We start from the raw sequence: 25,836 nt of genomic DNA on the forward strand, positions 1-25,836 counted from the left end.
ACGGAGCGGAGCCGGGGGCACGGGCGGGCTCAGGCGGTCGGCGCACCCGGGTCGTCGACGAGGCCGAAGGCCAGCAGACCGCGATGGGTGTCGAGGTGCTCGCGCACCCGGTGGATGCGCCCGTCGCGGACATCGACGAGGAAGCAGTAGTCGTTGTCGTAGCGCCGGCCGTTCGGCAGCGTCGAGCGCAGCCGCGTCTGCAGGACGACGACGTCCCCCTCCCCGACCACCTCCCCCACCTCGCTGCTGATTCCGGTGCCGAACACCGCGGGGAACTCTTCGACCAGGAACCGGACGATGCGCTCCCGGCCCACCAGGTGGTGGCCACCGACCAGGCGCGCCGCGGCGTTCCCCGGCGGGGCGAGCCACTCGGCGTCCCCGGTGAAGACCGCGCCGACCCGCTCCGGGTCGCGGGAGCCGAACGTCCTCCACGCGTCGAGCACGACGTCCTTGGCTGTTGTTGTTCGCACGGCACGAGCGTGTCCGGGCGGCCCGCCTGGTTCCGGCCGCTTCCGGACATGTCCGGATGCGGCTGGTGCCGCGCACCCGCCGGTCCGATGCTGGTGCGGTGACCGGGGTCCGCGCCGTCGTCACGACGGGCATCTACTGCGTGCCGGGGTGCTCGGCGCGACCGCACCCGGACAACGTCCGCCACCACCCGTCCGCCGCGGCGGCCGAGGTCGCCGGGTACCGCGCCTGCCACCGCTGCCGGCCCTACCGCGTCGACCTCGACGCCACCGGTCCGCCGCTGGTCACCCGGGCCGTCGAGCTGATCGCGGCCGGGCTGCTCGACGACACCGACGAGGCCGGGCTGGCCGGCCGGCTCGCCACGTCCGCGAGGCACCTGCGCCGGTGCGTGGTCGAGCACCTCGGCGCCACCCCGGACCAGCTCGCCCGCTCCCGGCGCGCCCACCTCGCCCGCCGACTGCTCGACGACACCGACCTCCCGGTCGCCGACGTCGCGTTCGCCGCGGGCTTCGGCAGCCTCCGGCAGTTCAACCGGCAGATGCGCGACACGTTCGGCGAGGCGCCCCGGGCGCTGCGGGCCCGCCGCCGACGGGCCGACCGGCTGGTCGCCGACGGCGGGCTGGCCCTGCGGTTCCCGGACCTCCCGAACGTCGACCTCGCATCCTGGCTGGACCGGCGCGCCGATGAGGCCGCGCCCGGGGTCGAGCACGTGTCGGGGTCCGGCTACCGCCGGGTGATCACGGTGCACGGCGACCCCGGTGTGCTCGAGATCCGCCCCGGGCCCGACGGCGCGCTCCTCGTCGTGCACGTCCCGCGCCTGCACGGGCTGACGGGCCTGATGCACCGGGCCCGGCTGCTGGTCACCGACCGCGCGCCGTGGGACCCGGTCGAACCCGCGGTGCGGGCGGCCGTCGGCGGCCGCGATGCCGTCGGGCGCATCGTCGGGCGCCTGGGCCGACCGGTGCCGGGCCTGGGCCCGCTGGGCCTGACCCACGCGTTCCCGACGCCGGCCGCGCTGCTCGGCGCCACCGACGACGACCTCGGCCCCGACGCCGAGGCGGTGCGGGCAGCGGCACGGCGCATCGGCGGTCAGTCGGCGGAGGGGCTCTGCACCCAGCCGTAGCTGCGGTTCACCGCCCGCCCCCAGTTCTCCCGCTCCCGCTCGCGCAGCCCCGGGTCCATCGCCGGCTCCCATGCCGCCGCCCGGTGCCAGTTGGCCCGCAGCACCTCGATGTCCGGCCAGTACCCGACGGCCAGCCCGGCCGCGTAGGCCGCGCCCAGCGACACCGCCTCCGACCCGAGCGGCCGTTCCACCGGCACGTCCAGGACGTCGGCGACGAACTGCATCAACACGTGGTTGGCGGTCATGCCGCCGTCGACCTTGAGCCGGCTGACCGTCACCCCGGAGTCGACGTTCATCGCGTCGACCACCTCGCGGGTCTGCCAGCCGGTGGCCTCCAGCACCGCGCGCGCCAGGTGGCCGCGGTTGATGAACGAGGTCAGCCCGACCATGACCCCGCGGGCCTCCGGGTGCCAGCGCGGCGAGTACAGCCCGGAGAATGCCGGCACGATGTAGCAGCCGCCGTTGTCGGCGACGCTCGTGGCCAGCGTCTCGATCTGCGCCGCGGTGTCGATCATGCCGAGCGAGTCGCGGAACCACTGCACCAGCGAGCCGGTCATCGCGATCGCGCCCTCCAGCGCGTACACCGGGCGCTCGCCGAACAGGTAGCCCACCGTCGGGATCAGCCCGTGCGCCGACTCGGCCAGCCGCGAGCCGGTGTTCATCAGCAGGAACGCCCCGGTGCCGTAGGTGCACTTCACCTCGCCGGGCGCGAAGCAGACCTGCCCGACCAGCGCGGCCTGCTGGTCGCCGAGCGCGCCTGCGACGGGCACGCCGGGCAGCACCGTGGTGCACCGGCCGTAGACCTCGGAGTTGGAGCGGATCTCCGGCAGCATCCGCGACGGGATCCGCAGCAGCTCCAGCAGCTTCGGCGACCAGCTCAGCGTCGAGACGTCCATCAGCATCGTGCGGCTGGCGTTGGTGACGTCGGTGACGTGCCGGCCGCCGTCCGGGCCGCCGGTGAGCCACCAGATGAGCCAGGTCTCCATCGTCCCGAACAGCACGTCGCCCGTCTCGGCACCGGCCCGGGCACCGGGCACGTGGTCGAGCAGCCAGCGCAGCCGCGGGCCGGCGAAGTAGGTGGCCGGGGCCAACCCGCAGATCTCCTTGATCATCGGGCCGTGGCCGTCGTCGACCAGGCGCGCGACGATGCCGTCGGTGCGGGTGTCCTGCCAGGTGATCGCCCGGGCCAGTGGCGCGCCGGTGTGCCGGTTCCAGATGACGCTGGTCTCGCGCTGGTTGGCGATGCCGAGCCCGACGATGTTGCCCGGCTCCAGCCCGGCCCGGCGCAGCGCGGCCGGCACCACCCGCGTGACGTTGCGCCAGATCTCGGCGGCGTCGTGCTCGACGCGCCCGGGCTGCGGGTAGTGCTGGCGGTGCTCGCGCTGGGCCACCGCCACCATCCGGCCGGCCCGGTTGAACAGCAGGCACCGCGTCGACGTGGTGCCCTGGTCGATCGCCGCGACCACGCGCTCGCTCACACCGCCACCGCCAGCGTCTGGGAGATCTCCCGGGCGGCCGCGAGGAGCTGCTCCGCGGTGCCCTTGCGCAGCTCGCCACCCACCCCGAACAGGCCCTCCACCGGCCCGACGACCGCGAGCGCGCCGACCACGATCCCCCCGCTCGCCCGCAGCGGCGCCGCCGCGCTGCCCTCCCCGCTGCGGTACTCCCCCACGTCGCTGGCCCAGCCCCGGCGGCGGGTCACCCCCAGGTGGGCCTCCAGCGCGGCGACCGTCGCGCACGTGCGCCCCGTCCAGGCGTGCAGGTCGAGGTCGCGCACCGGCGGGGTGGCCACCGGGGCGAACGCCAGCAGGCACTTGCCCAGCGCGGTGGCGTGCAGCGGCTGGTGCTCGCCGGTGCGGATGCGCTGCGGCGAGCCGTCGGGGCGGAAGACGTGGTGCACCAGCCGCACGCCGCCGTCGCCGGCCACGCCCAGCAGCACCGCGTGTCCGGTGCTGCCGGCCAGCGAGTCGGCCCAGTTCATGGCGTGCGCGCGCAGGTCGTGCGGGTCCCAGCCGCCTCGGTCGAGCTCGCGCAATCCACGGCCGAGCACGTAGCGGGGGCTTCCGACGTCCTGGTCGACGAACCCGACCTCGCGCAGCGTGCGCACGATGCCGTGGGCGGTCGGGCGGGGCAGGTCGAGGGCGGCCGCGATCTCGCCCAGCCCGAGCGACCGCTCGGTGCTGCCGAGCAGGCGCAGCACGGCCGCGGCTCGCTCGATCGACTGGATGGACCCCGGCACGGATCGACAGTAGCGCTCCCCGGATGTGACGCTGCTCGTCCGCCCGGTTCGACAATGCCGAACGGACGGCGTTGACCGGCACCGTGCCCGTTCCTAGCGTCCGTCGCACCCCCGACATCGGAAGCGGGGAGACAAGGAGGACTTCGATGGCGAAGAACTCGTACCTCGGCGAACTGATCGCCGAGTTCCTCGGAACGATGATCCTGATCCTGTTCGGCGTCGGCGTGGTGGCGCAGGTCGTCACGAACGCCGACGGCGGCATGGGCGACCACGACTCGATCGCCTGGGCCTGGGGCATCGGCGTGACCATGGGCGTCTACGTCGCCGCCCGGCTGTCCGGGGCCCACATCAACCCGGCGGTCACCGTTGCGCTGGCCGCGTTCAAGGGCTTCCCGTGGCGCAAGGTGCTGCCCTACTCGCTGGCCCAGACCGCCGGTGCGTTCGTCGCCGCGGCCATCGTCCGGGTCGTCTACGCCGACCTCATCTTCAAGGTCGACCCCGACCACACCATCAAGACCCAGGGCATCTTCTCCACGCTGCCCGGCAACGGCCTCGACGGCGTCAGCATCCCGACCGCCTTCTTCGACCAGATCGTCGGCACCGCGATCCTGGTGTTCGTCGTCTTCGCGCTGGTCACGGCGACCAACAACCCGCCGCTGAGCAACATGGCCCCGCTGATCATCGGGCTGCTGGTGGTCGGCATCGGCATGGCGTGGGGCGCGAACGCCGGGTACGCGATCAACCCGGCGCGCGACTTCGGCCCCCGGCTGCTCACCCTGATCACCGGCTACGAAACCGCGCTGTACGACCAGAACGGGGCGTTGTACTTCTGGTTGCCCATCGTGGCGCCGATCATCGGCGGCCTGGTGGGCGGCGCACTGTGGAAGTTCGCCGTCGAGGGCTTCCTGCCCGCCGAGGGGGAGCTCATCGCTCCCGAGGCCGGGAAGACGGCCAGCAGCGAGACCAGCCCGAACGCCTGATCCGCACCGAAGGGGAGCCACCATGGCCGATTTCGTCGGCGCCGTCGACCAGGGCACGACCAGCACCCGATTCATGATCTTCGACCACTCGGGCAACGAGGTGGGCCGCCACCAGCTCGAGCACGAGCAGATCCTCCCCCAGGCCGGCTGGGTGGAGCACAACCCGGTGGAGATCTGGGAGCGCACCTCGGCGGTCCTGCAGTCCGCCCTGAACAAGTGCAACCTGCAGGCCTCCGACCTGGCCGCGCTGGGCATCACCAACCAGCGCGAGACCGCGGTCGTCTGGGACAAGCGCACCGGGCGCCCGCTCTACAACGCGATCGTCTGGCAGGACACCCGCACCGACCGGATCGCCTCCGCGCTCGACCGCGACGAGCGCGGCCAGACGATCCGGCGGAAGGCCGGCCTGCCGCCGGCCACCTACTTCTCCGGCGGCAAGATCCAGTGGATCCTGGAGAACGTCGAGGGTGCCCGGGAGGCGGCCGAGAGCGGCAACGCGATCTTCGGCAACACCGACACCTGGCTGCTGTGGAACCTCACCGGCGGTCGCGACGGCGGCGTGCACGTCACCGACCCGACCAACGCCAGCCGCACGATGCTGATGAACCTCGAGACGCTCGACTGGGACGACGAGCTGCTCGGGTTCTTCAACATCCCCCGCAGCATGCTGCCCGAGATCAAGCCCAGCTCGTGCCCGGAGGGCTACGGGTCGACCCTGGCCACCGGCCCGCTCGGCGGCGAGGTGCTGATCACCGGCGACCTCGGCGACCAGCAGGCCGCCACGGTCGGGCAGGTGTGCTTCGCCCCCGGCGAGGCGAAGAACACCTACGGCACCGGCAACTTCATGCTGCTCAACACCGGTACCGAGCTGGTCCGCTCGAACGCCGGGCTGTTGACCACGGTCTGCTACAAGTTCGGCGACGAGCCCGTGGTCTACGCCCTGGAGGGCTCGATCGCGGTCACCGGGTCGGCCGTGCAGTGGCTGCGCGACCAGCTCGGGATCATCTCCGGGGCGTCGCAGAGCGAGTCGTTGGCCCGTCAGGTCGAGGACAACGGCGGCGTGTACTTCGTGCCGGCGTTCTCCGGGCTGTTCGCGCCGTACTGGCGATCGGACGCGCGCGGCGCGATCGTCGGGCTCTCCCGGTACAACACCAACGCCCACCTGGCGCGGGCCACCCTGGAGGCGATCTGCTACCAGAGCCGTGACGTCGCGGAGGCGATGGAGAAGGACTCCGGGGTCCACCTGGACGTGCTCAAGGTCGACGGCGGGGTCACCGCCAACGAGCTGTGCATGCAGATCCAGGCCGACGTGCTGGGCGTGCCGGTGAGCCGGCCGGTGGTCGCCGAGACCACCGCGCTCGGTGCCGCGTACGCGGCCGGGCTGGCCGTCGGGTTCTGGAAGAACACCGACGAGCTGCGGCAGAACTGGAACGAGTCGAAGAACTGGCAGCCGCAGTGGAGCCAGGAGCAGCGCGACGAGGGCTACGCGCGCTGGAAGAAGGCCGTCGAGCGCACCCTGGACTGGGTCGACGTCGACTGACCTCTCCCCCCGGTCCACCCCGTCGAGAACGAAGTTGTCGTGATCGACAGGCCTTGTTGATCACGACAACTTCGTTCTCAACGGTGTACCACCGAAGAAGGGAACAGATCATGCGATCGGTCGCGCTCTCCCCGCAGGCCCGCGAGGCCGCGTTGGAGGCGATGGGCTCGACCGAACTCGACGTGCTGGTCGTCGGTGGCGGTGTCGTGGGCAGCGGAGCCGCCCTCGACGCCGCCACCCGCGGCCTGAGCGTCGGGCTCGTCGAGGCGAGGGACTTCGCCTCCGGGACGTCGAGCAGGTCGAGCAAGCTCATCCACGGCGGTCTGCGCTACCTGGAGATGCTGGACTTCCGGCTGGTCGCCGAGGCCCTGCAGGAACGCGGGCTGCTCATCCAGACCCTCGCGCCGCACCTCGTGCGGCCCGTGCCGTTCATCTACCCGCTCAAGCACCGCGGGTGGGAGCGGCTCTACGCCGGAGCGGGCGTCGCCCTCTACGACACCCTCGGCCTGCTGTCCGGCCGTTCCCGCGGCGTGCCCCACCACAAGCACCTCACCCGCACCGGCGCCCGCCGGATCGTGCCGTCGCTGCGCAAGGACGCACTGGTCGGCGCCCTGCAGTACTACGACGCGCAGGTCGACGACGCCCGCCACACGATGTTCCTCGCCCGCACGGCCGCCGCCTACGGCGCGCACGTGGCGTCGCGGGCGCGGGTCGTCGGGCTGCTGCGCGAGGGCGAGCGCGTCACCGGCGCCAAGGTCCACGACCTGGAGTCCGACCGCACCTTCGACGTGCGCGCCAAGCAGGTCATCAACGCCACCGGCGTGTGGACCGACGAGACCCAGGGCCTGGTCGGCGAACGCGGCCAGTTCAAGGTCCGCGCCAGCAAGGGCATCCACCTGGTCGTCCCGCGCGACCGGATCCGCGGCGACTCCGGGCTGATCCTGCGCACCGAGAAGTCGGTGCTGTTCGTCATCCCGTGGGGCCGGCACTGGATCATCGGCACCACCGACACCGACTGGGAGCTGGGCAAGGCCCACCCCGCGGCCAGCGCGGCCGACATCGACTACCTGCTCGACCACGTCAACGCGGTGCTGGAGGTCCCGCTCACCCACGAGGACGTGGAGGGCGTCTACGCGGGGCTGCGCCCGCTGCTGTCCGGCGAGTCGGAGTCGACCTCGAAGCTCTCCCGCGAGCACGCCGTGGCGCACACCGTGCCGGGGCTGGTCGTGGTGGCCGGCGGCAAGTACACGACCTACCGGGTCATGGCCAAGGACGCCGTCGACGCCGCGGTGCACGCCCTGGACGTCAAGGTGCCCCCGTCGGTGACCGACAAGGTGCCGCTGCTGGGCGCCGAGGGCTTCGACGCCATGAAGAACGCCCGCTACCAGCTGGCCCACCGCTACGGGCTGCACGTGGCCCGCATCGAGCACCTGCTCGGGCGCTACGGCTCGCTGGTCGACGAGGTCCTCGAACTCGTCAAGGACGACCCGACGCTCGGCGAACCGCTCGCCGGCGCGGGCGACTACCTGCGCGCCGAGGTCGTCTACGCGGCCGCGTCCGAGGGCGCCCGGCACCTGGACGACGTCCTGGCCCGGCGCACCCGGATCTCGATCGAGACCTTCGACCGCGGCCTGGGCGCCGTGGAGGAGGCGGCCCGGCTGGTCGCCCCCGTGCTGGGGTGGAGCGAGGAGCAGGTCGAGCGGGAGGTCGAGCACTACCGCAAGCGGGTCGAGGCCGAGCGGGAGAGCCAGAAGATGCCCGACGACGAGACCGCCGACACCGCCCGGATGGGCGCGCCGGAGATCGTCCCGGTGCGCTGAGCACGAGCCGCCGCTCAGGACGGGTGTCCTGGGCGGTGGCCCGGGGTCGCGGCCGCGAGCCGGGCGAACTCGGTGAGCGCGCACGGCCATCGCGGGGGCAGCGACACCTGGCTCGTGCAGCCGCGGCAGCGGCCGTCCGGCCCGGGGACGTGGGTGTCGAGCAGGCGGGTGAGCACGCGTGGCCAGCCGGCGACGATCCGGGCGGCTTCGGTCAGGTCGGTCATGGCGCCAGACCCTTTGCGGTGCCGCTCCGCGCCGGATCGTGCTGCGCGGAAGTTCCGCGCCGCACGTTCCCCGTCGCACATTCCCCGTCGCACATTCCCCGTCGCACATTCCCTCTGCCATCATGCCGCCACTGAGAGTGACGGTGGTCGAGCGCGGCGGGGGGACGGCATGGGCGGGCGCAACGGGTCGCAGGTGCGGCGGCGGGTGCTGGCCCGCGAGCTGCGCGGGCTGCGCGAGGAGGCCGGGCTGACCCTGGAGGACGCCGCGGCCCGGCTGGACCTCGCCCCGAGCACGCTGAGCCGCACCGAGAGCGGGCAGCAGCAGATCAGCGTGCACGTGGTCAAGAGCATGCTCGACGTCTACCGCGCCGACGACCGCTGGGACGAGCTGCTGCGGCTGGCCCGGGCCAGCCGGCAGCGGGGCTGGTGGCAGGCGTTCGGCCGTGGCGAGCGAACCCACTTGATCGGGCTGGAGACCGAGGCGAGCCGAGTTCGCGAGTTCACCGCCGCCTACCTGCCGGGGCTGCTGCAGACCGCTGATTACGCCCGCGCGCTCTTCGTGTCCGGGCTCGTGTGGAGCTCCGGTGAAGCCCTGGAGAACGCGGTGGCGATGCGGATGATCCGCCAGGAACGGCTCGTCGATCCGGACGAGCCGCTGCACCTGGAGGCCATCATCGACGAGACCGCGCTACACCGGCCGATCGGTGGCGCCGCCGTGCACAGGGCCCAGTTGACCCATCTTCTGCAGGCGATCGAGCTGCCTACTGTCACAGTGCAGGTACTGCCGGCGACAGTCGGTGCGCACCCGGCACTCGGCTTGCCCTTCAGCCTGCTCAGCTTCGGCGACCTGGGAGAACCCGACATCGCCTACGTCGAGCACGCCCTCGGCGCGGTGATCATGGACAAGACACCGGACGTCGAGCGGGCTAGCCTCTACTTCGACCGGCTGCGGACCGAGGCCGCGGGCTTGGCCGACTCGGCCGCCCTCCTGCGCAAAGCACTCGAACGCATCGGCTGATCGATGACGAAGGGACCACGGATGACCTCCGGCCTCGACTGGTTCAAGAGCAGCTTCAGCGATGGCAACGAGGGCAGCTGCGTCGAGGTGGCGTTCCTGCCCACCGATGGGGTGGCCCTGCGCGACACCAAGGACCGCACCCGCGCCGTCCAGCGCCACACCACCGCCGCCTGGGCCGCCTTCCTCACCGCCACCCGCGCCGGCGAGTTCGACCGCCGCTGACGCTCTCCGGTCGGCCTCAGGGTCCCGCTGGAGGTTCGCCCCGCCCACCCCGGATGGGCGCACCGGAGATCGTCCCCGTGCGGTGGCTACCGTCCGGCCCATGCGGTCCGCCGACTCGCCATGGGCATGGGTCCAGGAGTTCTACCCGCTCGGGTTCCGGTTCTCGTTCTTCGAGGGCCGGAGCCCGGGCGACGTGCTCACCACCTTCGACGTCGACGCGGCGACGGCCGAGCCGATGACCTTCCACGACGCCGGCGCCGCGTTCTTCGACCAGCCGAACGTCTACCGGGTCGGCGAGGCCGACGGGTGGGGGTTCGCGTTCGAGGAGTTCGGCGGCGACCACGACGCGCAGCTGCGCGCGCTCTCGACCGGCGGCCGAGCGGTGTCGGTGTTCCGGGTCGAGTCCGGGCTGACCGGCTTCCGCCACTTCCGCGACGGTGCGTCGACGTGCTCGTTCGATCCGCTGGAACCGTCGCGCCGCATCGGCCCGGATGCCGACCGCTTCCTGGCGGCCATGCGCCGTGTCGCGCTCGACCCGGACGTGCCGGTCGACCTCGACCACGTCTCCCCCGCCGTCGCCGCCCTCGACCTGGTGACGGAGCTGTCCGGGGTGCGGCTGGACGCCGCAGTCGCACGGGGACCGCTGCTCACCGGACAGGCCGAGCCCGAGCTGTCGTGGATGGGCGACGACGAGCCCGACTGGCCACCGGTCGTCGCCGGGGTGCCGTTCCCCGGACCGGGCAGCACCCCCGGCTGACCGCCCTCGCAGGGGCTAGCGTCGAGATGTGAGCACGCTGATCGGCATCGACGACATCCGGGCGGCCGCGGAGAACACCGCGGCGCACGTCCTGCGCACCCCGACCCTGCCCAGCCCCGGCCTGACCGCGCACCTGGGCGTCCCCGTGACGCTGAAGCTGGAGCTGCTGCAGCGCACCGGGTCGTTCAAGCCGCGCGCGTCGGTGCACAAGCTGCTGTCGCTGACCGACGAGGAACGCGCCGCCGGGGTCGCCACGGTCAGCGGCGGCAACCACGGCACCGCGCTGGCCGACGTGGCCGGCTCGCTGGGGATCGCGGCCACCGTCGTGATGGCCGAGTCGGCGCCGGAGCGGTCGAAGGCGGCCGTGCGCGCGGCCGGCGCCGACCTGCGCCTCACCCCCGACATGGACGGCGCGTTCGCCCTGCTCGACGAGCTGGTGGCCGGCGGCAGGACCCTCGTGCACCCCTTCGACGACCCGCTCGTGCTCGCCGGACACGGCACGGTGGGCCTGGAGTTCGCCACCGACGCCCCCGACGTCACCGACGTGCTGGTCAGCGTGGGTGGCGGCGCGTTCATCTCCGGTGTGGCGACGGCCTTCCGCGCGCTGCGGCCGGAGGTGCGGGTGTGGGGCGTGGAGACCGAGGGCGCCGACGCGATGACCCAGGCCCTCGCTGCGAAGGCCCCGGTCCCGGTGCGGCTGTCCTCCATCGCCAGCACGCTGAGCGCCCCGCACGTCTCGCAGCTGACCCTCGACCACGTGACCGAGCTGGTCGAGGACGTCCTGGTGGTGCCGGACGCGGACGCCGTGCGCGGGGTGCTGACGCTGGCCGAGCAGGCCAAGGTGTGGACCGAGCCGGCCGCGGGCTGCCTGGTGCCGGCGGCGCTGCGGGTGCTGGAGCGGGTCGGCCCGGACGCGCGACTGGGCCTGGTCATCTGCGGCGGGAACGTCACGTCCTCGGACGTCGCGGCGTGGGTGCGGCGCTTCGACGCCACCCCGTTCCCGCCCCGGGTGCCCGTGGAGGTGTAACTCTCCGCCTGTGGATAACTTCGGACGGTTGTCGGGGGATCCTGTCAGAGTCGGTGCCATGACAGCGATGACATTCACCTCGGCGGCCCCGCTCACCGCAGCCGAGTTCCTCGCCCTTCCCGAGAACACCGACATCCGCCTGGAACTGCAGGACGGGGCGTTCGTGGTGAAGCCGCGCCCGACGCTCCGACATCAGAAGTGCATGGCCGAGCTGTTCGTCCAGCTGGACCGGCAGTCGGCCGGGCCGGCGGTCGTGTTCGGCGTGGACGTCGACCTGCAGCTCGTCCCTTCCGATCAACCCGGCACCGTGCGCACGCCGGACATCGTCGTGCTGACCGCCGCCGGGTTCGAACGGGTCCGCGACGGGACCGAACCGATCCGGGCGTCGGACCTGGTGCTGGTGGGCGAGATCCGCGAGCCGGGTTCCCACCGCACGGACTCGGTGGTCAAACGCGCCGAGTACGCCGCCGCCGGCATCGGCCACTACTGGATCATCGATCCGCACGAGGGGCCCGACTTGACCGCTTACCACCTGGGCGATGGACCGGAGTACGAAGACGCCGAGTCGACGAGGGACGTCTACGACACCGACGACCCGTTCCCGGTCCGCATCGACCTGGCGCAGCTGGTGCCGTGATCCCCGATGCGCCGCAGTCAGCCCCGGCCGTCCGCCGCCGAGACCTGCCACACTCGTCGCCATGACCGCCCTTCCGCAGCCGAAGGCGTCGTACCTCACGGTCGCCGACTACCTCGCTCTCCCGGAGGACTCCGAGTCCCGGATCGAACTCCAGGAAGGCAACCTCGTGATGGCGCCGCGGGCGATGCCTGAGCACCAGGCGTCGGGGTTCCAGCTCGGCTTCCAGCTCCAGCCGTCGCTGCCGACCGACCTCTGGATCGCGCCGGACGTCGACGTCAACCTGGAGCTCGTGCCGGACGACCAGCCGGCGACGGTACGGGCACCGGACGTGGCGATCGTCCAGCTGACCGCGATGCAGCGCGTGCGACGAGAGCGAGGGATGCTCCGGGCATCGGAGGTGGTCCTGGCCGTCGAGATCATCTCACCCAGCTCGCGGCGGACCGACTCGGTGTTCAAGCACTCCGAATACGCCGATGCCGGCATCGGCCACTACTGGGTCATCGATCTCGACGACGGTTTCAGCCTCACCGCCTATCACCTTGGGGGCGAGTTCGGCTATGTCGGCGCGGAACCGGTGAAGGGGGTGTTCGAGACCGACACCCCCTTCCCGGCCCGCGTCGACCTGACGCGACTCCTCCCGGACGGGGAGCGCTAGGCGTCCGTGCGGACCTCGGTGCCGTCCTGGCTCCACCGGGTGTGGTAGCTGCCCTCGGCATCGGTGCGCCTGTAGGTGTGCGCGCCGAAGAAGTCGCGCAGGCCCTGGATCAGGTTGGCCGGCACCCGCTCGCGGCGGTAGGCGTCGTAGTAGCTCAGTGAGCTGGCGAACGCCGGCACCGGCACGCCCTGCTCGGTCGCCGTGATCACCACTCGCCGCCAGGCGTCCTGCGCGTTCGCCACGGCCTCGGTGAAGTAGGGCACCATCAGCAGGTTCTCGACGTCGCCGTGCTCGGCGTAGGCCTCGGTGATCCGGTTGAGGAACTGCGCGCGGATGATGCAGCCACCGCGCCAGATGGTGGCCATGGCGCCGAGGTCGAGGTCCCAGCCGTTGGCCTTGGAGGCGGCACGCATCTGCGCGAAGCCCTGGGCGTAGGCCACGACCTTGCTCGCGTAGAGGGCCTGGCGGATGTCGTCGACCAGGTCCTGGCGGTTCTCCGCGGCGCTCGGATTGGGGCCCGAGAGCACCTTGGAGGCGGCCTTGCGCTCGGCGCTCAGGGCCGAGAGGCCGCGGGCGAACACGGCCTCGGTGATGCCGGTGAGCGGCACGCCGAGGCCGAGCGCGTCGACCGCGGTCCAGGTGCCGGTGCCCTTCTGCTGGGCCTCGTCGACGATCACGTCGACGAGCGGGCCGCCGGTCTTCTCGTCGGTCTTGGCCAGCACCTTCGCGGTGATCTCGATCAGGAAGGACTCCAGGTCGCCGGAGTTCCACTCCTCGAAGATCCGCGCGATGGCCGGCGCGTCCAGCCCGGCGACGTGGGTGAGCAGGTCGTAGGCCTCGGCGATGAGCTGGATGTCGGCGTACTCGATGCCGTTGTGCACCATCTTCACGTAGTGCCCGGCACCGTCGGGGCCGACGTGCACGCAGCACGGGGTGCCGTCGACGACGGCGGCGATGCTGGTGAGGATCTCCTCGACCTCGGCGTAGGCGGCCGGGTCGCCGCCGGGCATGATGCTCGGCCCGAGCAGCGCGCCCTCCTCGCCGCCGGACACGCCGACGCCCATGAACCGCAGGCCGCGCTCGGCGCACGCGGCGGTGCGCCGCTTGGTGTCGTCGAAGTGGGAGTTGCCGGCGTCGATGATGATGTCGCCCTCGTCGAGCAGCGGCGCGAGCTCCTCGATCACCGCGTCCACCGGGGCCCCGGCCTTGACCATCACGATGATCCGGCGGGGGCGCTCCAGCGCGGCCACGAAGTCCTCGAGGGACTCGGCGGGGGTGAACGCACCCTCGTCGCCGTAGGCCTCCATGAACTCCTTGGTGCGGGTGGAGGTGCGGTTGTGCACCGCCACCGGGGTGCCCCGGCGGGCGATGTTGCGGGCCAGGTTGGCCCCCATCACGGCCAGCCCGCTGACCCCGATCCGGCTGGTGGCACCAGTGGACCCTGCAGACGCTGTCATCGTTCTCCCTCGCAGAAGGCTCGGTACGCGCGACGGTACCGACTACCCCGTCAACACGGGGCGGGATCTCCCCCGGTTCGGCCGCTCCGGGGGAGATCCGCCACCGGCTACATCTCCTCGGCCGCCGGGATGACGTCCTTGCCGATGCGCTCCAGCACGCCGGGCTCCCACACGCGGGGCACCCAGCCGTGTGCCTCCTGCACACCGAGGCCGGCCATGGCCTGCAGCGAGGACAGCAGCTCGTCGGTCTTCTCGCCGTTCCCGCCGAGGTCGAGGGGGACCATGACGGTCTTCTCGATCTCGTCGTAGTCGCGGCCGACGGCCTCGCAGTGCCCGCGCAGGATGTCGAGCTTGCGCTCCAGGTCGGGTCCGCCGAACAGGTTGCACGCCTGGGCGTACTGGGCCACCAGCCGCAGCGTCTTCTTCTCCCCGCCGCCGCCGATCAGGATCGGCGGGTGCGGGCGCTGCAGCGTCTGCGGGACGTTGAGCGTGCGGTCGAGCTTGTAGTGCTGCCCGACGTAGGGGCCGTCGTCCTCGCTCCACATCTGCAGGCAGATCTGCAGCGTCTCCTCCAGGCGCTCGAAGCGCTCCTTCGTCGACGGGAAGGGCAGGCCGAGGCCGCGGGCCTCGTCGCCGTTCCACGCCGCCCCGATGCCGAGCCACGCGCGCCCCTTGGACAGCACGTCCAGGGTGCTGACGAGCTTGGCGAGCATGCCGGGCTCGCGGTAGGTCACCGCGGTGACCCAGGCCAGCAGCTCGACCTTCGAGGTCCGCGCGGCGAGGTAGCCGAGCGCGGTGTAGGCCTCGAGCATGTCGTGCTCGGGCGGGCCGAGCACGCCGATCTGCCAGACGTGGTCCATCACGCTGATCCGCGCGAACCCGACCTCCTCGGCCGTGCTCGCGATGCGGGCCAGGTCGTCGGCCAGGCCCGCCGGCCCGGCCGGGTAGGTGAAGTCCGCGATGTGCAGGCCGATCTTCACTGTGCGTCTCCTCGCTGGGCGTCCGTGCCGGGGACGTCGCGACGGCGCCCCCGAGACCGACCCTACGCCTTCCGGAGGCGGCTCCGCATAGCCCTCACGCACTCTGGCAGCGCCGGCCGGAACGTGCTAGGCGAGGACGTCACAGCGGGTACGGGCCGAACCGCAGCACGGCCACGACGAGCGCCAGCACCCCGAGCACCAGCGGCGGCACCGGCGTCTCCTTGCGCCGGACGTGCACCACCGCGGCGGCGACCATCACCAGCGCCAGCCCGACCGCGGCCAGGGGCACCAGCACCGGGGCGATGCCGGTCAGGGCCGGCAGGACCAGTCCGAGCGCCCCCACCACCTCCAGCGCCCCGATGCCCTTGACGGCGCCGTCGGAGAAGTCGTCGGCCCACGCCATCCCGGACGACACCAGCGCCGGGCGCGGCCGGAGCAGCTTCATCAGCCCGGCCCCCAGGAACGCCAGCGCGGCCAGGACCTGCAGCACCCACACCACGATCTCCACGGCACCACCCTCCGCCAGAAAATGAAGCCTCAACAATCTAGCTCTCAGAACATCCACGGCGGGGGTTCGACACCTGACCGTGACGTGAGTCGATCTCGGCCACGGCGGCGGGCAGGATGGGACGACCGCCGACGGCCGGTGGCAACGGCGGCGCACCGGAGGCAGCGTGCTCGCGATCCTGCTCGCGCTGGGCACGGCGCTCGGGTACGGCGTCGCGAACTACCTCGCCCCCGTGCTGGGCCGGCGGATGCCGCTGGCCACCGTGCTGCTGGGCAGCCAGCTCGCCGGGCTCGTCGTCTCGGTGCTGGTCACCGTGGGCGCCGACGTCACGATGGATGCCTCCGGGCTGGCGTTCGCGCTGGCCGCGGGGGTCGCCAACGCCGGGGCGCTGGCGTGCTTCTACCGGGCGGGGCGCACGGGCAACCTGAGCGTCCTCTCGCCGATCACGTCCAGCGGCGCGATCGTGCCCGTGCTCGTCGGCCTGGCCACCGGCGACCGCCCCGGCGTCGTCCAACTGCTGGGCATCCCGGTCGTGCTGACCGGCATCGCGCTCGCCGCCCGGCGCCCGGCCCCGGTGGCCGGACCGGGCACGACCGCCGCCCCGTCGCGCGGCCTGGGCTGGGCGCTGCTCGCGGCGCTGCTGTTCGGCGCCTTCCTGACCACCTACGCCGAGGCGGCGGCCGACTCCTCCCCCGGCGCACTGCTCTGGTCGCGGATCGCGCTGCTGACCAGCACGGCCGTGGGCGTGCTCGTGCTGCACGCCCCGGTCCGGGTGCGCCCGCGCGACGGCGCGCTCACCGCGGTCCCCGGCCTGCTGCTGGCCCTGGGCACGTTCGCGTTCGGCGAGGCCACCCGGGTCGGGCTGCTCAGCGTCGTCTCGGTGATCGCCACCCTGAACCCGGTGGTCACCGTCGGGCTGGCCTTCCTGCTGCTGCACGAGCGCCCGAGCCGCGTGCAGCGCGTCGGCGCCGGCCTCGCGCTGGCCGGCATCGCCCTGCTGGCGGCCGGCTAGCTCAGAAGGCGGGCCACGGGATGGCCGGCCCGCCCCCGGACGGCCCCGGGTAGCAGGGGTCGGCCAGAAACCGGTCGAGCCGGGTGGTCAGCGTCCGCACCTCGCGGCGGGTGACGTGCTCGGCGAGCGCGTCGCGCAGGCCGCCGTCCAGGTCGGTGCGCAGGCGCTTGAGGGCGTCGACGACGTCCTCGGGCAGCGGCCGCCCGACCCAGCCCCACAGCACCGTGCGCAGCTTGTGCTCCGAGTGCAGGCAGAGCCCGTGGTCGACACCGTAGACGTGGCCGTCGACCCCGGCGAGCACGTGGCCGCCCTTGCGGTCGGCGTTGTTGGCCACCACGTCGAACGCGGCCATCATCTGCAGCGCGGGCACGTCGGCGTGCGCCAGGATCGCGGGCTCGCCCCGGTCGCCGCGGGCGCGCAGCACGCCCAGCCAGCCGGAGGGCACCTCGCTGGGGGCGCAGACGTCGACCAGCTCGTCGTCGCCGGTGTCGACCCAGACCTGCACCATCCCCGGGCCGAAGGGCCCGTCGCGCAGGACCGTGTGCGGCACGACGTGGAAGCCGCCCGCCTCGGAGATCAGGAACGCGGCGACCTCGCGGCCGGCGAGGGTGCCGTCCGGGAAGTCCCAGAGCGGGCGCTCACCGCGCACCGGCTTGTAGACGCACTGCAGCTCGACGCCGTCGAGCGCGACGGTGCCGAACAGCGTGGCGTTCGAGGCGTCGACCAGCCGCCCGGTGATCTCCATGCGACCGTGCCGCAGGACGGCGGGAACGGCCGGGTCGCGAGGCTGCACGTGGTGGGATCAGTCGGCGATGGGGGACCGCTGGTGGTACCCGTTGAGCCGGACGCAGACGTGGCCGCTCGCCTCGAGGGGCTCGGCGCACAGCGGGCAGGGCGGGCGGCCGGCGGAGACGACGCGCTCGGCGCGGTCGGCGAACTCGCGGGCCTGCACCGGGGACAGGAACACGCGCAGCGCGTCCGGGCCCTCCTCGGTGTCGTCGAGGACGACGGACTCGTCGACCTCCTCCTCGGTCACCGCGAGCAGTTCGACGACGATCGACTGCGAGTCGGCGTCCCAGCCCAGACCCATGGTGCCGACGCGGAACTCCTCCTCCAGCGGCACGGCCAGCGGGTCGAGGTCGGTACCCGGGGACTGCTCGGCCTCGTCGGGCCCGAACCGGCGCGCGACCTCCTCCAGCAGCGCGGCCATGCGCTCGGCGAGCACCGAGACCTGCTGCTTCTCCAGCAGGACGCTGATCGTGCGGGCCTGCTCGACCGCCTGCAGGTAGAAGGAGCGGTCTCCGGGCTCGCCGACGGTGCCGGCGACGAAGCGCTCGGGGCGGCGGAAGACGTGAATGACGCGTGACATGACCCCATCGAGAGTAGACCGCTCCGGCGCGGCTGGCACACCGGATGCGTGCTCAACTACGTGGTGCCGCCCACGACGGCGTCCGACGACGGCGCCGCGTCGGTCACCTCCTCGCCCTCCACCTTCTTCGGCGGCGGCGGGATCAGCCCGGCGACGTCGCCGCCGACGTCGTTGACCCTGGCCACGAACGGCCGGGTCTCGGTGTAGCTGACGACGCTGATCGAGCAGGTGTCGATCATGATCCGCTGGAAGTTGTCCAGGTGGGTGGCCAGGGCGTCGGCCACCAGCGCCTTGATCAGGTCGCCGTGGCTGCAGGCCAGCCAGACCGCGTGCGGCCCGTGCTCGGCGGCCACCTCGGCGTCGTGCCTGCGGACCGCCGCGACCGCGCGGGCCTGCATGGCGGCCAGTCCTTCACCGTCGGGGAACACCGCGGCCGACGGGTGGGCCTGCACGACCTTCCACAGCGGCTCCTTGACCAGGGTCTTCAGCTCGCCCCCGGTCCAGGAGCCGTAGTCGACCTCGGCGAGGCCGGGCTCGGTGACGGGGGTGATCTCGCGCGCCGCGGCCAGCGGCGCGACCGTCTGCTCGCACCGCGTCATCGGCGAGCAGACGATCCGGGCCAGCGGGACGCCCTCCAGCCGCCCGACCACCTTCTCGGCCTGCGCGCGGCCGGTGTCGTCGAGCTCGACGCCCGGGCTGCGCCCGGCGAGCACGCCGGCGACGTTGGCCGAGGACCGGCCGTGGCGGAGCAGGATGACAGTGGGCACGGTGTCCGAGCCTACGTGCGCCGGGCGTCAGATCGCGGCGAGCCAGCCCTGGCTCAGCGCGAGGAACAGCACCGCGCCCAGGACCACCCGGTACCAGACGAACAGGTAGACGCTGTGCCGCTCGACGTAGCGCAGCAGCCAGGCGATGGAGGCGTAGCCCAGCACGAACGCGATGACCGTGGCCACGGTCATCTGCAGGCCGGTCGGGCCGGCGCTCTCGGCGGCGAATACGTCCGGGATCTGGAAGATGCCCGAGGCCACGACCGCGGGGATGGCCAGCAGGAACGAGTAGCGCACGATTGCCGGGCGGGTCATGCCGAGGAAGAGCCCCGCGGTGATGGTGCCCCCGGACCGCGACACCCCGGGGACCAGCGCCATCGCCTGGGCGAAGCCCAGCACCACGCCGTCGACGGGGCGGATCTGGTTGAGCTCGATGCGCTGGCGGCCGAGGTACTCCGCGAGCCCCAGCAGCAGGCCGAAGACGATGAGCGTGGTGGCGATCAGCCAGAGGTTGCGGGCGACGGTCTGGATCTGGTCCTCGAACAGCACCCCGAGCACGCCGATCGGGATCGTGCCGACGATCACCAGCCAGGCGACGCGGTAGTCGTCGGTGCGCCGGACGCTGGCGTCGGTGAAGCCGCGGAACCAGGTGGCCAGCAGCCGCCAGATGTCCTTGGCGAAGAACACCAGCACCGCGGCCTCGGTGCCCAGCTGGGTGACCGCGGTGAACGCGGCCCCCGGGTCGTTGCCGAAGAAGACGGCGGAGGTGATCCGCATGTGCGCCGATGAGGAGATGGGCAGGAACTCCGTCAGTCCCTGCACGATCCCGAGAACGATCACTTCCAGCCAACCCACCGGGGGACCGTACCGGGGCCCCGCGGGCGGCTGCGCATAGGCTCCCGCCGTGCTTCGCCGACGGGTCGGGACCAGCGGACTGGCCGTGTCCCGCCTCGGCCTCGGCACGCTGACCTGGGGAAACTGCGCGGACATCGAGTCGGCGACGGCCCAGCTCGCGACCTTCGTCGACGCCGGCGGCTCGCTCGTGGAGACCTGCGACGGCTACACCGGCGGCGAATCGCAGCGGATGCTCGGCGACGCCATCGCGAAGCTCTCGGTCGGCGGGATGCGCCGCGAGCAGCTGGTACTAGCGGGGCGCACGGACGTGCCGCCGGGCGGCCTGTCCCGCGGCGCGCTGCTGGCCGCGCTGGACACCTCACTGGCCCGGCTCGGCACCGACCACCTGGACCTGTGGCAGCTGCCCTTCCCCGGCAGCGCCGACCCGGGCGGGCTGGACGAGGCCCTCACCGCCGTGCAGGTGGCGGTGCTGTCCGGCCGGGTGCGCTACGCCGGGCTGGTCGGGCCGCGCGGCTGGCAGCTGGCCACGGCGGTGGAACGCGCCCGCGGCATGGGCCAGGCGGTCGTGCCGGTGTCGGCGCAGGTGGAGTACTCGCTGCTGGTGCGGGCGGTCGAGGGCGAACTGCTGGCGGCGGCCGGGCACCACGGCGTCGGGCTGCTGGCCTGGGCTCCGCTCGGGCGCGGGGTGCTGACCGGCAAGTACACCGACGGCACCCCCGTCGACTCGCGCGGCGCCTCCCGCGCCCTGGCCCGCTACGTCGAGGCCCGCCGCACCGGCCCCGCCGCCCGGATCGTGCCGGCGGTGCTGACCGCAGCCGACGGCCTGGGCACCTCGCCGCTGGCGGTGGCGCTGGCCTGGGCGCGCGACCGCCCCGGCGTGGCGGCCACGATCGTCGGCGCCCGCGACCGGGCCCAGCTGGCCGCGGCCCTGGCCTCCGACACGCTCACGCTGCCCGACGAGATCCGCGCCGCGCTCGACGACGTCAGCCGCCCGCACCCGCCAGCCTGAGCGCGTCGCCGGGCCCTCGTCGGCGGCGCGCGGCGAATCTGGTCGACGGCCCGAACCGGGCATATGGTGGTGCCTTCACCCGGGGTTTCATCGGGTCGCCGGTGACCGGGCGCACCGGCGCGACGGCTCCGGGACGAGCTGGTGGGAGGTGAGCCGGTGGCACGAGGCGGTCAGACCGGCGACGTGGACGCGGGTGACGGCGAGGGGAATACGACCGACGGCTGGGAGTACCGGCCGGTCCAGCTGCCCGGGGACGTGTCCCGGATGACGGCGGCGGTCCGGCTGGCCATCCAGGCCGAGTTCGGCGGCTGGGAGCTCTCCCGGGTGCGGCTCTACCCGGGCGGCGTGCGCAAGGTGTGGCTGCGCCGCAGGCGCCGCCCGTCGTCGTTGATGGCCGAGCCGACCATCTGAGCCGCCGGCCACCCGGACCCGTCAGACGTCCTCGCCGGCCCCCGCCGGCGGGGCCTGGTGGTTGCCCGGCCCCGGCACGCCGCGGAACCCGTACGGACCGGGCTCGCGGCCGGGCTGGACGTACCAGCACTCCCCCGGCTGCCCCCGCTCCAGGATCGCGGCCACCGCGTTCGCCACGTCCTCCGCGCTGAGCAGCGGGAACCCGGCGAACCGGTCCTTGGCCGCGGCGATCAGCGGGGTGTCGGCGAAGCCGGGGCACACGGCGTTCACCCGGATGCCCTCCGGGGCCAGCGGGCCCGCGGCGGCGCGCACGTAGCCGACGACCGCGTGCTTGGTCAGCGTGTAGAGCGTGTTCCCCGGGATCGGCACCAGCCCGGCCAGCGAGGCCGTGGCCACGATCGACCCGCCGCCGGCCCGGCGCAGCGCCGGCACCGCGGCGTTCACCCCGAACACCACGTGGTCGACGTTGACGCCGACGATCTTGCGGTAGCCCTCGACGTCGAGATCCTCGATGCCCGATTGGCCGGCGGTGATCCCGGCGTTGAGGTGCACGACGTCGAGCCGGCCGAAGTGCTCCTCGACCTGCCCGACGATGGTGGCCATGGCGTCGACGGCGCTGACGTCGCCGCCGATGGCCAGTCCGCCGACCTCGTCGGCGACCGTCTTGGCGCCGGCCTCGTCGAGGTCGACGACCGCGACCCGGGCCCCCGCCCCGGCCAGCAGCCGGGACGTCGCCGCCCCGATCCCGGACGCTCCCCCGGTGACCAGGGCGACCTTGTTCGACAGGTCCATGCGGGTGTTCCTCCTCGACGAGGTACTGCGGTGACGAGGTACTGCGGTCAGGACGAGCGCAGGAAGCGGTCGAGCACGCGGGCGCCGAACTTCAGCGCGTCCACCGGCACCCGCTCGTCGATGCCGTGGAACAGCGAGGCGAAGTCCAGGTCGGGCGGCAGCCGCAGCGGGGAGAACCCGAAGCAGCGCATGCCCAGGGTGGAGAAGGCCTTGGCGTCGGTGCCGCCGGAGAGCATGTAGGGCGCGGTGTGCGAGCCCGGGTCCTCGGCCTGCAGCGCGGCCACCATCGCGTCCACCAGCGGCCCCGAGAAGTCGGTCTCCACCGGCGGCAGGTCGGTCACCCACTCGCGGGTGACGTCCGGCCCGAGCAGCTCGTCGACCTCCCGCAGGAACGCCTCCTGGCGCCCGGGCAGCACCCGGCAGTCGACCACGGCCTCGGCCGAGGACGGGATCACGTTGGCCTTGTAGCCGGCGCTGAGCATCGTCGGGTTCGCCGTGTCGCGGATGGTGGCGCCGACGATCCGCGACAGCGGGCCCAGCTTGGCCAGCGAGCCCTCCAGGTCGTCCTCGGGGAACTCCAGCCCGGTCAGCTCGGTCATCCGCTCCAGGAAGGCGCGCACGGTGTCGTGCAGGGTGAGCGGGAAGGTGTGGTTGCCCAGCCGGGCGACCGCCTCGGCGACCTTGGTGACCGCGTTGTCGTCGTGCAGGAACGAGCCGTGGCCCGGGCGCCCGCGGGCGCGCAGCCGCATCCAGGCGATGCCCTTCTCGGCCGACTCGATGAGGTAGACGCGCTTGTCCTCGGCGAGGGTCAGCGAGAACCCGCCGACCTCCCCGACCGCCTCCGTGCACCCGGTGAACAGGTCGGGCCGGTTCTCCACCAGCCACTGCGCCCCGTACTTGCCGCCGGCCTCCTCGTCGGCCAGGAACGCGAACACGAGGTCGCGGGGCGGGACGGTCCCGTCGCGCCGGTACTGGCGGGCGATGGCGATCATCATCGCCACCATGTCCTTCATGTCGACCGCGCCGCGGCCCCACACGTAGCCGTCCTGCACGGCCCCGGAGAACGGGTGCACCGACCACTCGCTCGGCTCGGCCGGGACGACGTCGAGGTGGCCGTGCACGAGGAGCGCGTCGCGCGAGGGGTCGGCGCCCGGGATGCGGATGAACACGTTCTCCCGCTTCGGCGCCCCCGACTCGACCCGCTCGACCTCGTAGCCCACCTCGGTCAGCTGCGCGGCGACCCACTCGGCCGCCTCGGCCTCCCCCACCCACGTCTCGGGGTCGGCGGTGTTGGTCGTGTCGATCTGGATCAGCTCGGAGCACAGCCGGACGACCTCGTCCTCGGCCGCGGTGCCCTGTCCTCCCGAAGCGTCCCCAGTCATGCGGATCTTCCTACCACCGGCACGGCGGGCGCGGGGATCTCACGAGCCCGCGCCCGGGGTGACGTCGACCGCCCTCACCCCGCCCGAGTCGGCGTGAACTCCCAGCGCTGACCGGGGTCCAGCGGCACGACGTCCAGGCCCGGCGGGGCGATCCGGACGGCGTCGGCGGCCGATCCGTTCCGCCGGAACAGCAGCGACAGCGGGTCGGCGGCGTGCGCGTCGTGCACCGGCACGAGCACCCGCGCCCCCAGCGCTCGTGCCCCCGCCACCGCCTCGACCGGCCCCGTGACCAGCGACGGCCCGACGAGCGGGCGAAGGCCGTTGGTCGGCAGCAGGGCCACGTCCACCGGCGCGTACCGGCCGAGCCCGCTGACGTCGGCGAGCTCCCCGCCGAAGAACACCCGCAGGTCCCCCGCCGAGAACAGGTAGGCGTTGTTCGGCGCGCCGAGCGTGCGCCCGGACGGCACCGCCTCCACCCACACCCCCGGCGCCACCTCCCGCGACCGCCCCCACCGAAGTTGCTCGACGTCCGGATAGCCCAGCGCCCGCGCCGACCGCGCCATCCCCGCCGTGCTGACCACCACCCGCGTCCCGACCTTCCCGCGGTAGGCCCGCAAGGCCCGCCGGTCCCAGTGGTTGGCGACGGGATTGGTCGCCACGATCGCCGCCAACGCCGGCAGCTCCTCCACCCGAAGCCCCAACGGCTCCCCGCGCCGCAGGAACCACCTCTCGGTGAACCAGGGATCGGTCAGCACGGCGTGACCGCCGAACTCCAGCAGCACGCACGCGTTGGCGACCCGGGTGACGACGAGCGAAGGCTTGGTCATGCGGGGCAGGCTGGTTCTTGATGTGAACATGAAGTCAACCGGCGAGGAGCTCACCATCGGCGAACTGGCCGCCCGCTTCGGCCTCGCCACCCACGTCCTGCGCCACTGGGAGACCGTCGGCCTCCTCCACCCCCGCCGCGCCGCCGGCGACCGCCGCCGCTACACCCCCGCCGACCTCGTCCGCATCGCCGTGATCCTGATCAGCAAGGACGCCGGCTTCACCCTCCCCCAGATCCGCGAACTCCTCACCACCGACAACCCCATGGACCACCCCCACCTCCGCCGCCGCCACGTCGCCGCCCTGGAGCAGCGCATCGAGCGGGCGCGCGCGGCGAAGGAACTGATCGAGCACGCCCTCTCCTGCCCCCTCCCCTTCGACGAGTGCCCCCACGCGCGGGAGCGGATCGAAGCGAGGATGCGGCCCAGCGGCGGGGGTCCCGTGGTGAACCCGCTGGAGCCCATCGGCTAAGCTCCCACCTGCCGGTCGAGAGGCCGCGCAGCAGTCCGAGTGGCGGAATGGCAGACGCGCTAGCTTGAGGTGCTAGTGCCCTTCAACGGGCGTGGGGGTTCAAGTCCCCCCTCGGACACACGAGAATGTCTCTGACCAGCGATTACATATCTTGCCCGTCGTGGATGTTGACAAAGTACCTGGCCAGCACTGTGAGGGTTCATGATCCCCTCCGACTTGCGTTCATCCTCCACGTTGCAGGCGGGCTGCGCGGTCACGGACGAGTACCTTGATCACTCCGGCTGCTCTGGCTGGATTCTCGTGCTCCCAGATCCTGTCCACGAGCCACTCGGGATGGCGCGGGCGTAGCGGGCGGCGAGCAGAGCGATCCGCTCGACCAGCTCCGGCGGCTCGGTGACCTCGAAGTCCACGCCGAGCAGCCCCAGGTGGACGGCGAGGCCGTCGAGGGTGTCCGCGCCGGTGTGCAGGACGCACGAGCCGCCGTCGCGTGCCTCGACGTGCCCGGCTGCGGCCGGGATGCGAGGCGCGACCTGGTCCGCGGGGGCGTGCACGACCACTCGCGCCCGGTACCGCCATGCCGCGGCGGCGACGCGTCCGGAGAGGTAGGCAGCGACGTCGTCGGTCGGCAGCGAGCGCGGGGGGAAGCGCGGCCCGGTCGGGGTGCGCGGGGTGATGCGGTCGGCGCGGAACGTGCGCCAATCGCCGTGCTCCACGTCCCAGGCCAGCAGGTACCAGCGCCGGCCCCATGCGACCAGGCGGTACGGCTCGACATCGCGCCGCGTGGAGTGGCCGGCGTGCGAGCGGTAGTCGAAGCGCAGCCGCTCGGTGTCGCGGCAGACGGCGGCGAGCGTGGTGAGCACCTCGGCGTCGACCTGCGGTGCCGGCGCGTCGTCGGGCACCCGCAGCGCGAACTCTCCCAGCGCGGCGACCCGCCGGCGCAGCCGTCGCGGCAGCACCTGCTCCAGTTTGGCGAGAGCGCGCAGCGAGACCTCCTCGACCCCGGCCAGCCCGGTGGCGGCGCGCAGGCCGAGCACCGCGGCCACGGCCTCGTCGTCGTCAAACAGCAACGGCGGAAGCTGCGCGCCGGCCCCGAGCAGGTAGCCGCCCACCGCGCCTCGGTTGGCGGCCACCGGATAGCCGAGCGAGCGAAGGCGGTCGACGTCGTTGCGGACGGTCCGCTGACTCACCTCCAGCCGCTGCGCCAGTTCCGGCCCGGTCCACTCGCGACGCGACTGCAAGAGCGACAGCAGGCGCAGCAACCGCGCTGAGGTCTCCAACACGGAGGAAA

29 protein-coding genes and 1 tRNA gene are annotated in these 25,836 nt (G+C 73.0%); 15 read left to right on the top strand and 15 right to left on the bottom strand.

The features are described 5' to 3' along the window. Window positions 1-29 precede the first annotated feature (29 nt). Complete coding sequence (locus tag KIK08_RS00875; RefSeq protein ID WP_214400992.1) at window positions 30-470, bottom strand: nuclear transport factor 2 family protein; 441 nt, start codon at window positions 468-470, stop codon at window positions 30-32. Window positions 471-568: 98 nt separating this feature from the next. Here KIK08_RS00875 and KIK08_RS00880 point away from each other — a divergent pair, with 98 nt between their 5' ends. Continuing rightward, the gene (locus tag KIK08_RS00880; RefSeq protein ID WP_214400993.1) at window positions 569-1,591 is read left to right on the top strand and encodes a helix-turn-helix domain-containing protein; all 1,023 of its coding nucleotides are present in this window, start codon (window positions 569-571) and stop codon (window positions 1,589-1,591) included. On the opposite strand, the gene glpK (KIK08_RS00885) is transcribed toward KIK08_RS00880, so the two are convergent. After that, window positions 1,558-3,069: a glycerol kinase GlpK gene (gene glpK / locus KIK08_RS00885; protein ID WP_214400994.1), complete on the bottom strand. Its 1,512-nt coding sequence runs from the start codon at window positions 3,067-3,069 to the stop codon at window positions 1,558-1,560. The two genes, KIK08_RS00880 and glpK (KIK08_RS00885), sit on opposite strands and share 34 nt — an antisense overlap. Further along, window positions 3,066-3,830 carry an IclR family transcriptional regulator gene (locus KIK08_RS00890; protein WP_214400995.1) on the bottom strand — a complete coding sequence of 255 codons (765 nt, stop codon included), beginning with the start codon at window positions 3,828-3,830 and terminating at the stop codon, window positions 3,066-3,068. The genes glpK (KIK08_RS00885) and KIK08_RS00890 overlap by 4 nt, the downstream gene beginning before the upstream one ends. Window positions 3,831-3,976: 146 nt before the next feature. Between KIK08_RS00890 and KIK08_RS00895 the strand changes: the two genes are divergently transcribed. From KIK08_RS00895 to KIK08_RS00905, 3 genes are all read left to right on the top strand, one after another. Beyond that, entirely contained in the window at window positions 3,977-4,810 is an 834-nt protein-coding gene (locus KIK08_RS00895; RefSeq protein ID WP_214400996.1) for an MIP/aquaporin family protein, read from the top strand. Window positions 4,811-4,832: 22 nt separating this feature from the next. Further along, entirely contained in the window at window positions 4,833-6,350 is a 1,518-nt protein-coding gene (glpK, locus tag KIK08_RS00900; RefSeq protein WP_214400997.1) for a glycerol kinase GlpK, read from the top strand. 110 nt (window positions 6,351-6,460) lie between these two features. Continuing rightward, window positions 6,461-8,170 carry a glycerol-3-phosphate dehydrogenase/oxidase gene (locus KIK08_RS00905; protein WP_214400998.1) on the top strand — a complete coding sequence of 570 codons (1,710 nt, stop codon included), beginning with the start codon at window positions 6,461-6,463 and terminating at the stop codon, window positions 8,168-8,170. A 14-nt stretch (window positions 8,171-8,184) separates the two neighbouring features. Here KIK08_RS00905 and KIK08_RS00910 read toward each other — a convergent pair whose 3' ends face one another. Beyond that, window positions 8,185-8,394 carry a hypothetical protein gene (locus KIK08_RS00910; RefSeq protein WP_214400999.1) on the bottom strand — a complete coding sequence of 70 codons (210 nt, stop codon included), beginning with the start codon at window positions 8,392-8,394 and terminating at the stop codon, window positions 8,185-8,187. 169 nt (window positions 8,395-8,563) lie between these two features. On the opposite strand from KIK08_RS00910, the gene KIK08_RS00915 reads away from it, so the two are divergent. The 6 genes from KIK08_RS00915 to KIK08_RS00940 all read left to right on the top strand — a co-directional run bounded on the left by KIK08_RS00915 (window position 8,564) and on the right by KIK08_RS00940 (window position 12,710). Beyond that, entirely contained in the window at window positions 8,564-9,412 is an 849-nt protein-coding gene (locus tag KIK08_RS00915) for a helix-turn-helix domain-containing protein (protein WP_214401000.1), read from the top strand. A gap of 21 nt (window positions 9,413-9,433) precedes the next feature. Further along, a complete protein-coding gene (locus KIK08_RS00920; RefSeq protein ID WP_214401001.1) occupies window positions 9,434-9,634 on the top strand; it encodes a DUF397 domain-containing protein in 201 nt (66 codons plus the stop codon). Window positions 9,635-9,734: 100 nt separating this feature from the next. Further along, complete coding sequence (locus KIK08_RS00925; protein ID WP_214401002.1) at window positions 9,735-10,391, top strand: DUF6461 domain-containing protein; 657 nt, start codon at window positions 9,735-9,737, stop codon at window positions 10,389-10,391. Window positions 10,392-10,419: 28 nt separating this feature from the next. Next, window positions 10,420-11,418 carry a threonine ammonia-lyase gene (locus tag KIK08_RS00930; RefSeq protein WP_308257302.1) on the top strand — a complete coding sequence of 333 codons (999 nt, stop codon included), beginning with the start codon at window positions 10,420-10,422 and terminating at the stop codon, window positions 11,416-11,418. 58 nt (window positions 11,419-11,476) lie between these two features. Next, window positions 11,477-12,055 carry a Uma2 family endonuclease gene (locus KIK08_RS00935; protein WP_214401003.1) on the top strand — a complete coding sequence of 193 codons (579 nt, stop codon included), beginning with the start codon at window positions 11,477-11,479 and terminating at the stop codon, window positions 12,053-12,055. Window positions 12,056-12,116: 61 nt separating this feature from the next. Next, the gene (locus tag KIK08_RS00940; RefSeq protein ID WP_214401004.1) at window positions 12,117-12,710 is read left to right on the top strand and encodes a Uma2 family endonuclease; all 594 of its coding nucleotides are present in this window, start codon (window positions 12,117-12,119) and stop codon (window positions 12,708-12,710) included. Here KIK08_RS00940 and gnd read toward each other — a convergent pair. The 3 genes from gnd to KIK08_RS00955 form a co-directional block, all read right to left on the bottom strand. Then, the gene (gnd, locus tag KIK08_RS00945) at window positions 12,707-14,167 is read right to left on the bottom strand and encodes an NADP-dependent phosphogluconate dehydrogenase (protein WP_214401005.1); all 1,461 of its coding nucleotides are present in this window, start codon (window positions 14,165-14,167) and stop codon (window positions 12,707-12,709) included. The two genes, KIK08_RS00940 and gnd, sit on opposite strands and share 4 nt — an antisense overlap. 107 nt (window positions 14,168-14,274) lie before the next feature. Further along, window positions 14,275-15,147 carry an LLM class F420-dependent oxidoreductase gene (locus KIK08_RS00950; RefSeq protein WP_214401006.1) on the bottom strand — a complete coding sequence of 291 codons (873 nt, stop codon included), beginning with the start codon at window positions 15,145-15,147 and terminating at the stop codon, window positions 14,275-14,277. A gap of 139 nt (window positions 15,148-15,286) precedes the next feature. After that, window positions 15,287-15,655 carry a DoxX family protein gene (locus KIK08_RS00955; protein WP_214401007.1) on the bottom strand — a complete coding sequence of 123 codons (369 nt, stop codon included), beginning with the start codon at window positions 15,653-15,655 and terminating at the stop codon, window positions 15,287-15,289. Window positions 15,656-15,821: 166 nt separating this feature from the next. On the opposite strand from KIK08_RS00955, the gene KIK08_RS00960 reads away from it, so the two are divergent. After that, window positions 15,822-16,667 carry an EamA family transporter gene (locus KIK08_RS00960; protein WP_214401008.1) on the top strand — a complete coding sequence of 282 codons (846 nt, stop codon included), beginning with the start codon at window positions 15,822-15,824 and terminating at the stop codon, window positions 16,665-16,667. A gap of 1 nt (window position 16,668) precedes the next feature. Here KIK08_RS00960 and KIK08_RS00965 read toward each other — a convergent pair whose 3' ends face one another. Genes KIK08_RS00965 through KIK08_RS00980 form a run of 4 tightly spaced genes read right to left on the bottom strand, consistent with a single transcriptional unit; the run spans window position 16,669 to window position 19,658 of the window. After that, window positions 16,669-17,460, bottom strand: a complete 792-nt coding sequence (locus KIK08_RS00965) for an SCO1664 family protein (RefSeq protein WP_308257303.1) — start codon at window positions 17,458-17,460, stop codon at window positions 16,669-16,671. Window positions 17,461-17,469: 9 nt separating this feature from the next. Further along, window positions 17,470-18,036: a DUF3090 domain-containing protein gene (locus KIK08_RS00970; protein WP_214401010.1), complete on the bottom strand. Its 567-nt coding sequence runs from the start codon at window positions 18,034-18,036 to the stop codon at window positions 17,470-17,472. Between the two features lie 56 nt (window positions 18,037-18,092). Continuing rightward, complete coding sequence (locus KIK08_RS00975) at window positions 18,093-18,803, bottom strand: histidine phosphatase family protein (RefSeq protein WP_214401011.1); 711 nt, start codon at window positions 18,801-18,803, stop codon at window positions 18,093-18,095. A 27-nt stretch (window positions 18,804-18,830) separates the two neighbouring features. Beyond that, a complete protein-coding gene (locus tag KIK08_RS00980) occupies window positions 18,831-19,658 on the bottom strand; it encodes an undecaprenyl-diphosphate phosphatase (RefSeq protein WP_214401012.1) in 828 nt (275 codons plus the stop codon). A gap of 49 nt (window positions 19,659-19,707) precedes the next feature. Between KIK08_RS00980 and KIK08_RS00985 the strand changes: the two genes are divergently transcribed. Both KIK08_RS00985 and KIK08_RS00990 read left to right on the top strand, forming a co-directional pair. Continuing rightward, window positions 19,708-20,667, top strand: a complete 960-nt coding sequence (locus KIK08_RS00985; protein WP_214401013.1) for an aldo/keto reductase — start codon at window positions 19,708-19,710, stop codon at window positions 20,665-20,667. A 183-nt stretch (window positions 20,668-20,850) separates the two neighbouring features. Beyond that, window positions 20,851-21,078 (top strand): DUF5703 family protein, encoded by a 228-nt coding sequence (locus KIK08_RS00990; protein WP_214401063.1) that lies wholly within the window; start codon window positions 20,851-20,853, stop codon window positions 21,076-21,078. A 21-nt stretch (window positions 21,079-21,099) separates the two neighbouring features. Here the strand turns inward: KIK08_RS00990 and KIK08_RS00995 are convergent, their stop codons facing one another. From KIK08_RS00995 to KIK08_RS01005, 3 genes are all read right to left on the bottom strand, one after another. Further along, entirely contained in the window at window positions 21,100-21,870 is a 771-nt protein-coding gene (locus KIK08_RS00995) for an SDR family oxidoreductase (RefSeq protein ID WP_214401014.1), read from the bottom strand. Between the two features lie 47 nt (window positions 21,871-21,917). Further along, window positions 21,918-23,252 carry a M20/M25/M40 family metallo-hydrolase gene (locus tag KIK08_RS01000; protein ID WP_214401015.1) on the bottom strand — a complete coding sequence of 445 codons (1,335 nt, stop codon included), beginning with the start codon at window positions 23,250-23,252 and terminating at the stop codon, window positions 21,918-21,920. A gap of 74 nt (window positions 23,253-23,326) precedes the next feature. Further along, window positions 23,327-24,079, bottom strand: coding sequence for an MBL fold metallo-hydrolase (locus tag KIK08_RS01005; protein ID WP_214401016.1), 753 nt, complete (start codon window positions 24,077-24,079; stop codon window positions 23,327-23,329). Window positions 24,080-24,107: 28 nt separating this feature from the next. Between KIK08_RS01005 and KIK08_RS01010 the strand changes: the two genes are divergently transcribed. Both KIK08_RS01010 and KIK08_RS01015 read left to right on the top strand, forming a co-directional pair. Further along, complete coding sequence (locus KIK08_RS01010) at window positions 24,108-24,548, top strand: MerR family transcriptional regulator (protein WP_214401017.1); 441 nt, start codon at window positions 24,108-24,110, stop codon at window positions 24,546-24,548. A 33-nt stretch (window positions 24,549-24,581) separates the two neighbouring features. Then, window positions 24,582-24,666, top strand: a tRNA-Leu gene (locus KIK08_RS01015). 154 nt (window positions 24,667-24,820) lie between these two features. On the opposite strand, the gene KIK08_RS01020 is transcribed toward KIK08_RS01015, so the two are convergent. Beyond that, a complete protein-coding gene (locus tag KIK08_RS01020; RefSeq protein WP_214401018.1) occupies window positions 24,821-25,828 on the bottom strand; it encodes a helix-turn-helix transcriptional regulator in 1,008 nt (335 codons plus the stop codon). Window positions 25,829-25,836: the final 8 nt, after the last annotated feature.

This window comes from Pseudonocardia lacus (assembly GCF_018531445.1).
Taxonomy (GTDB): Bacteria; Actinomycetota; Actinomycetes; order Mycobacteriales; family Pseudonocardiaceae; genus Pseudonocardia; species Pseudonocardia lacus.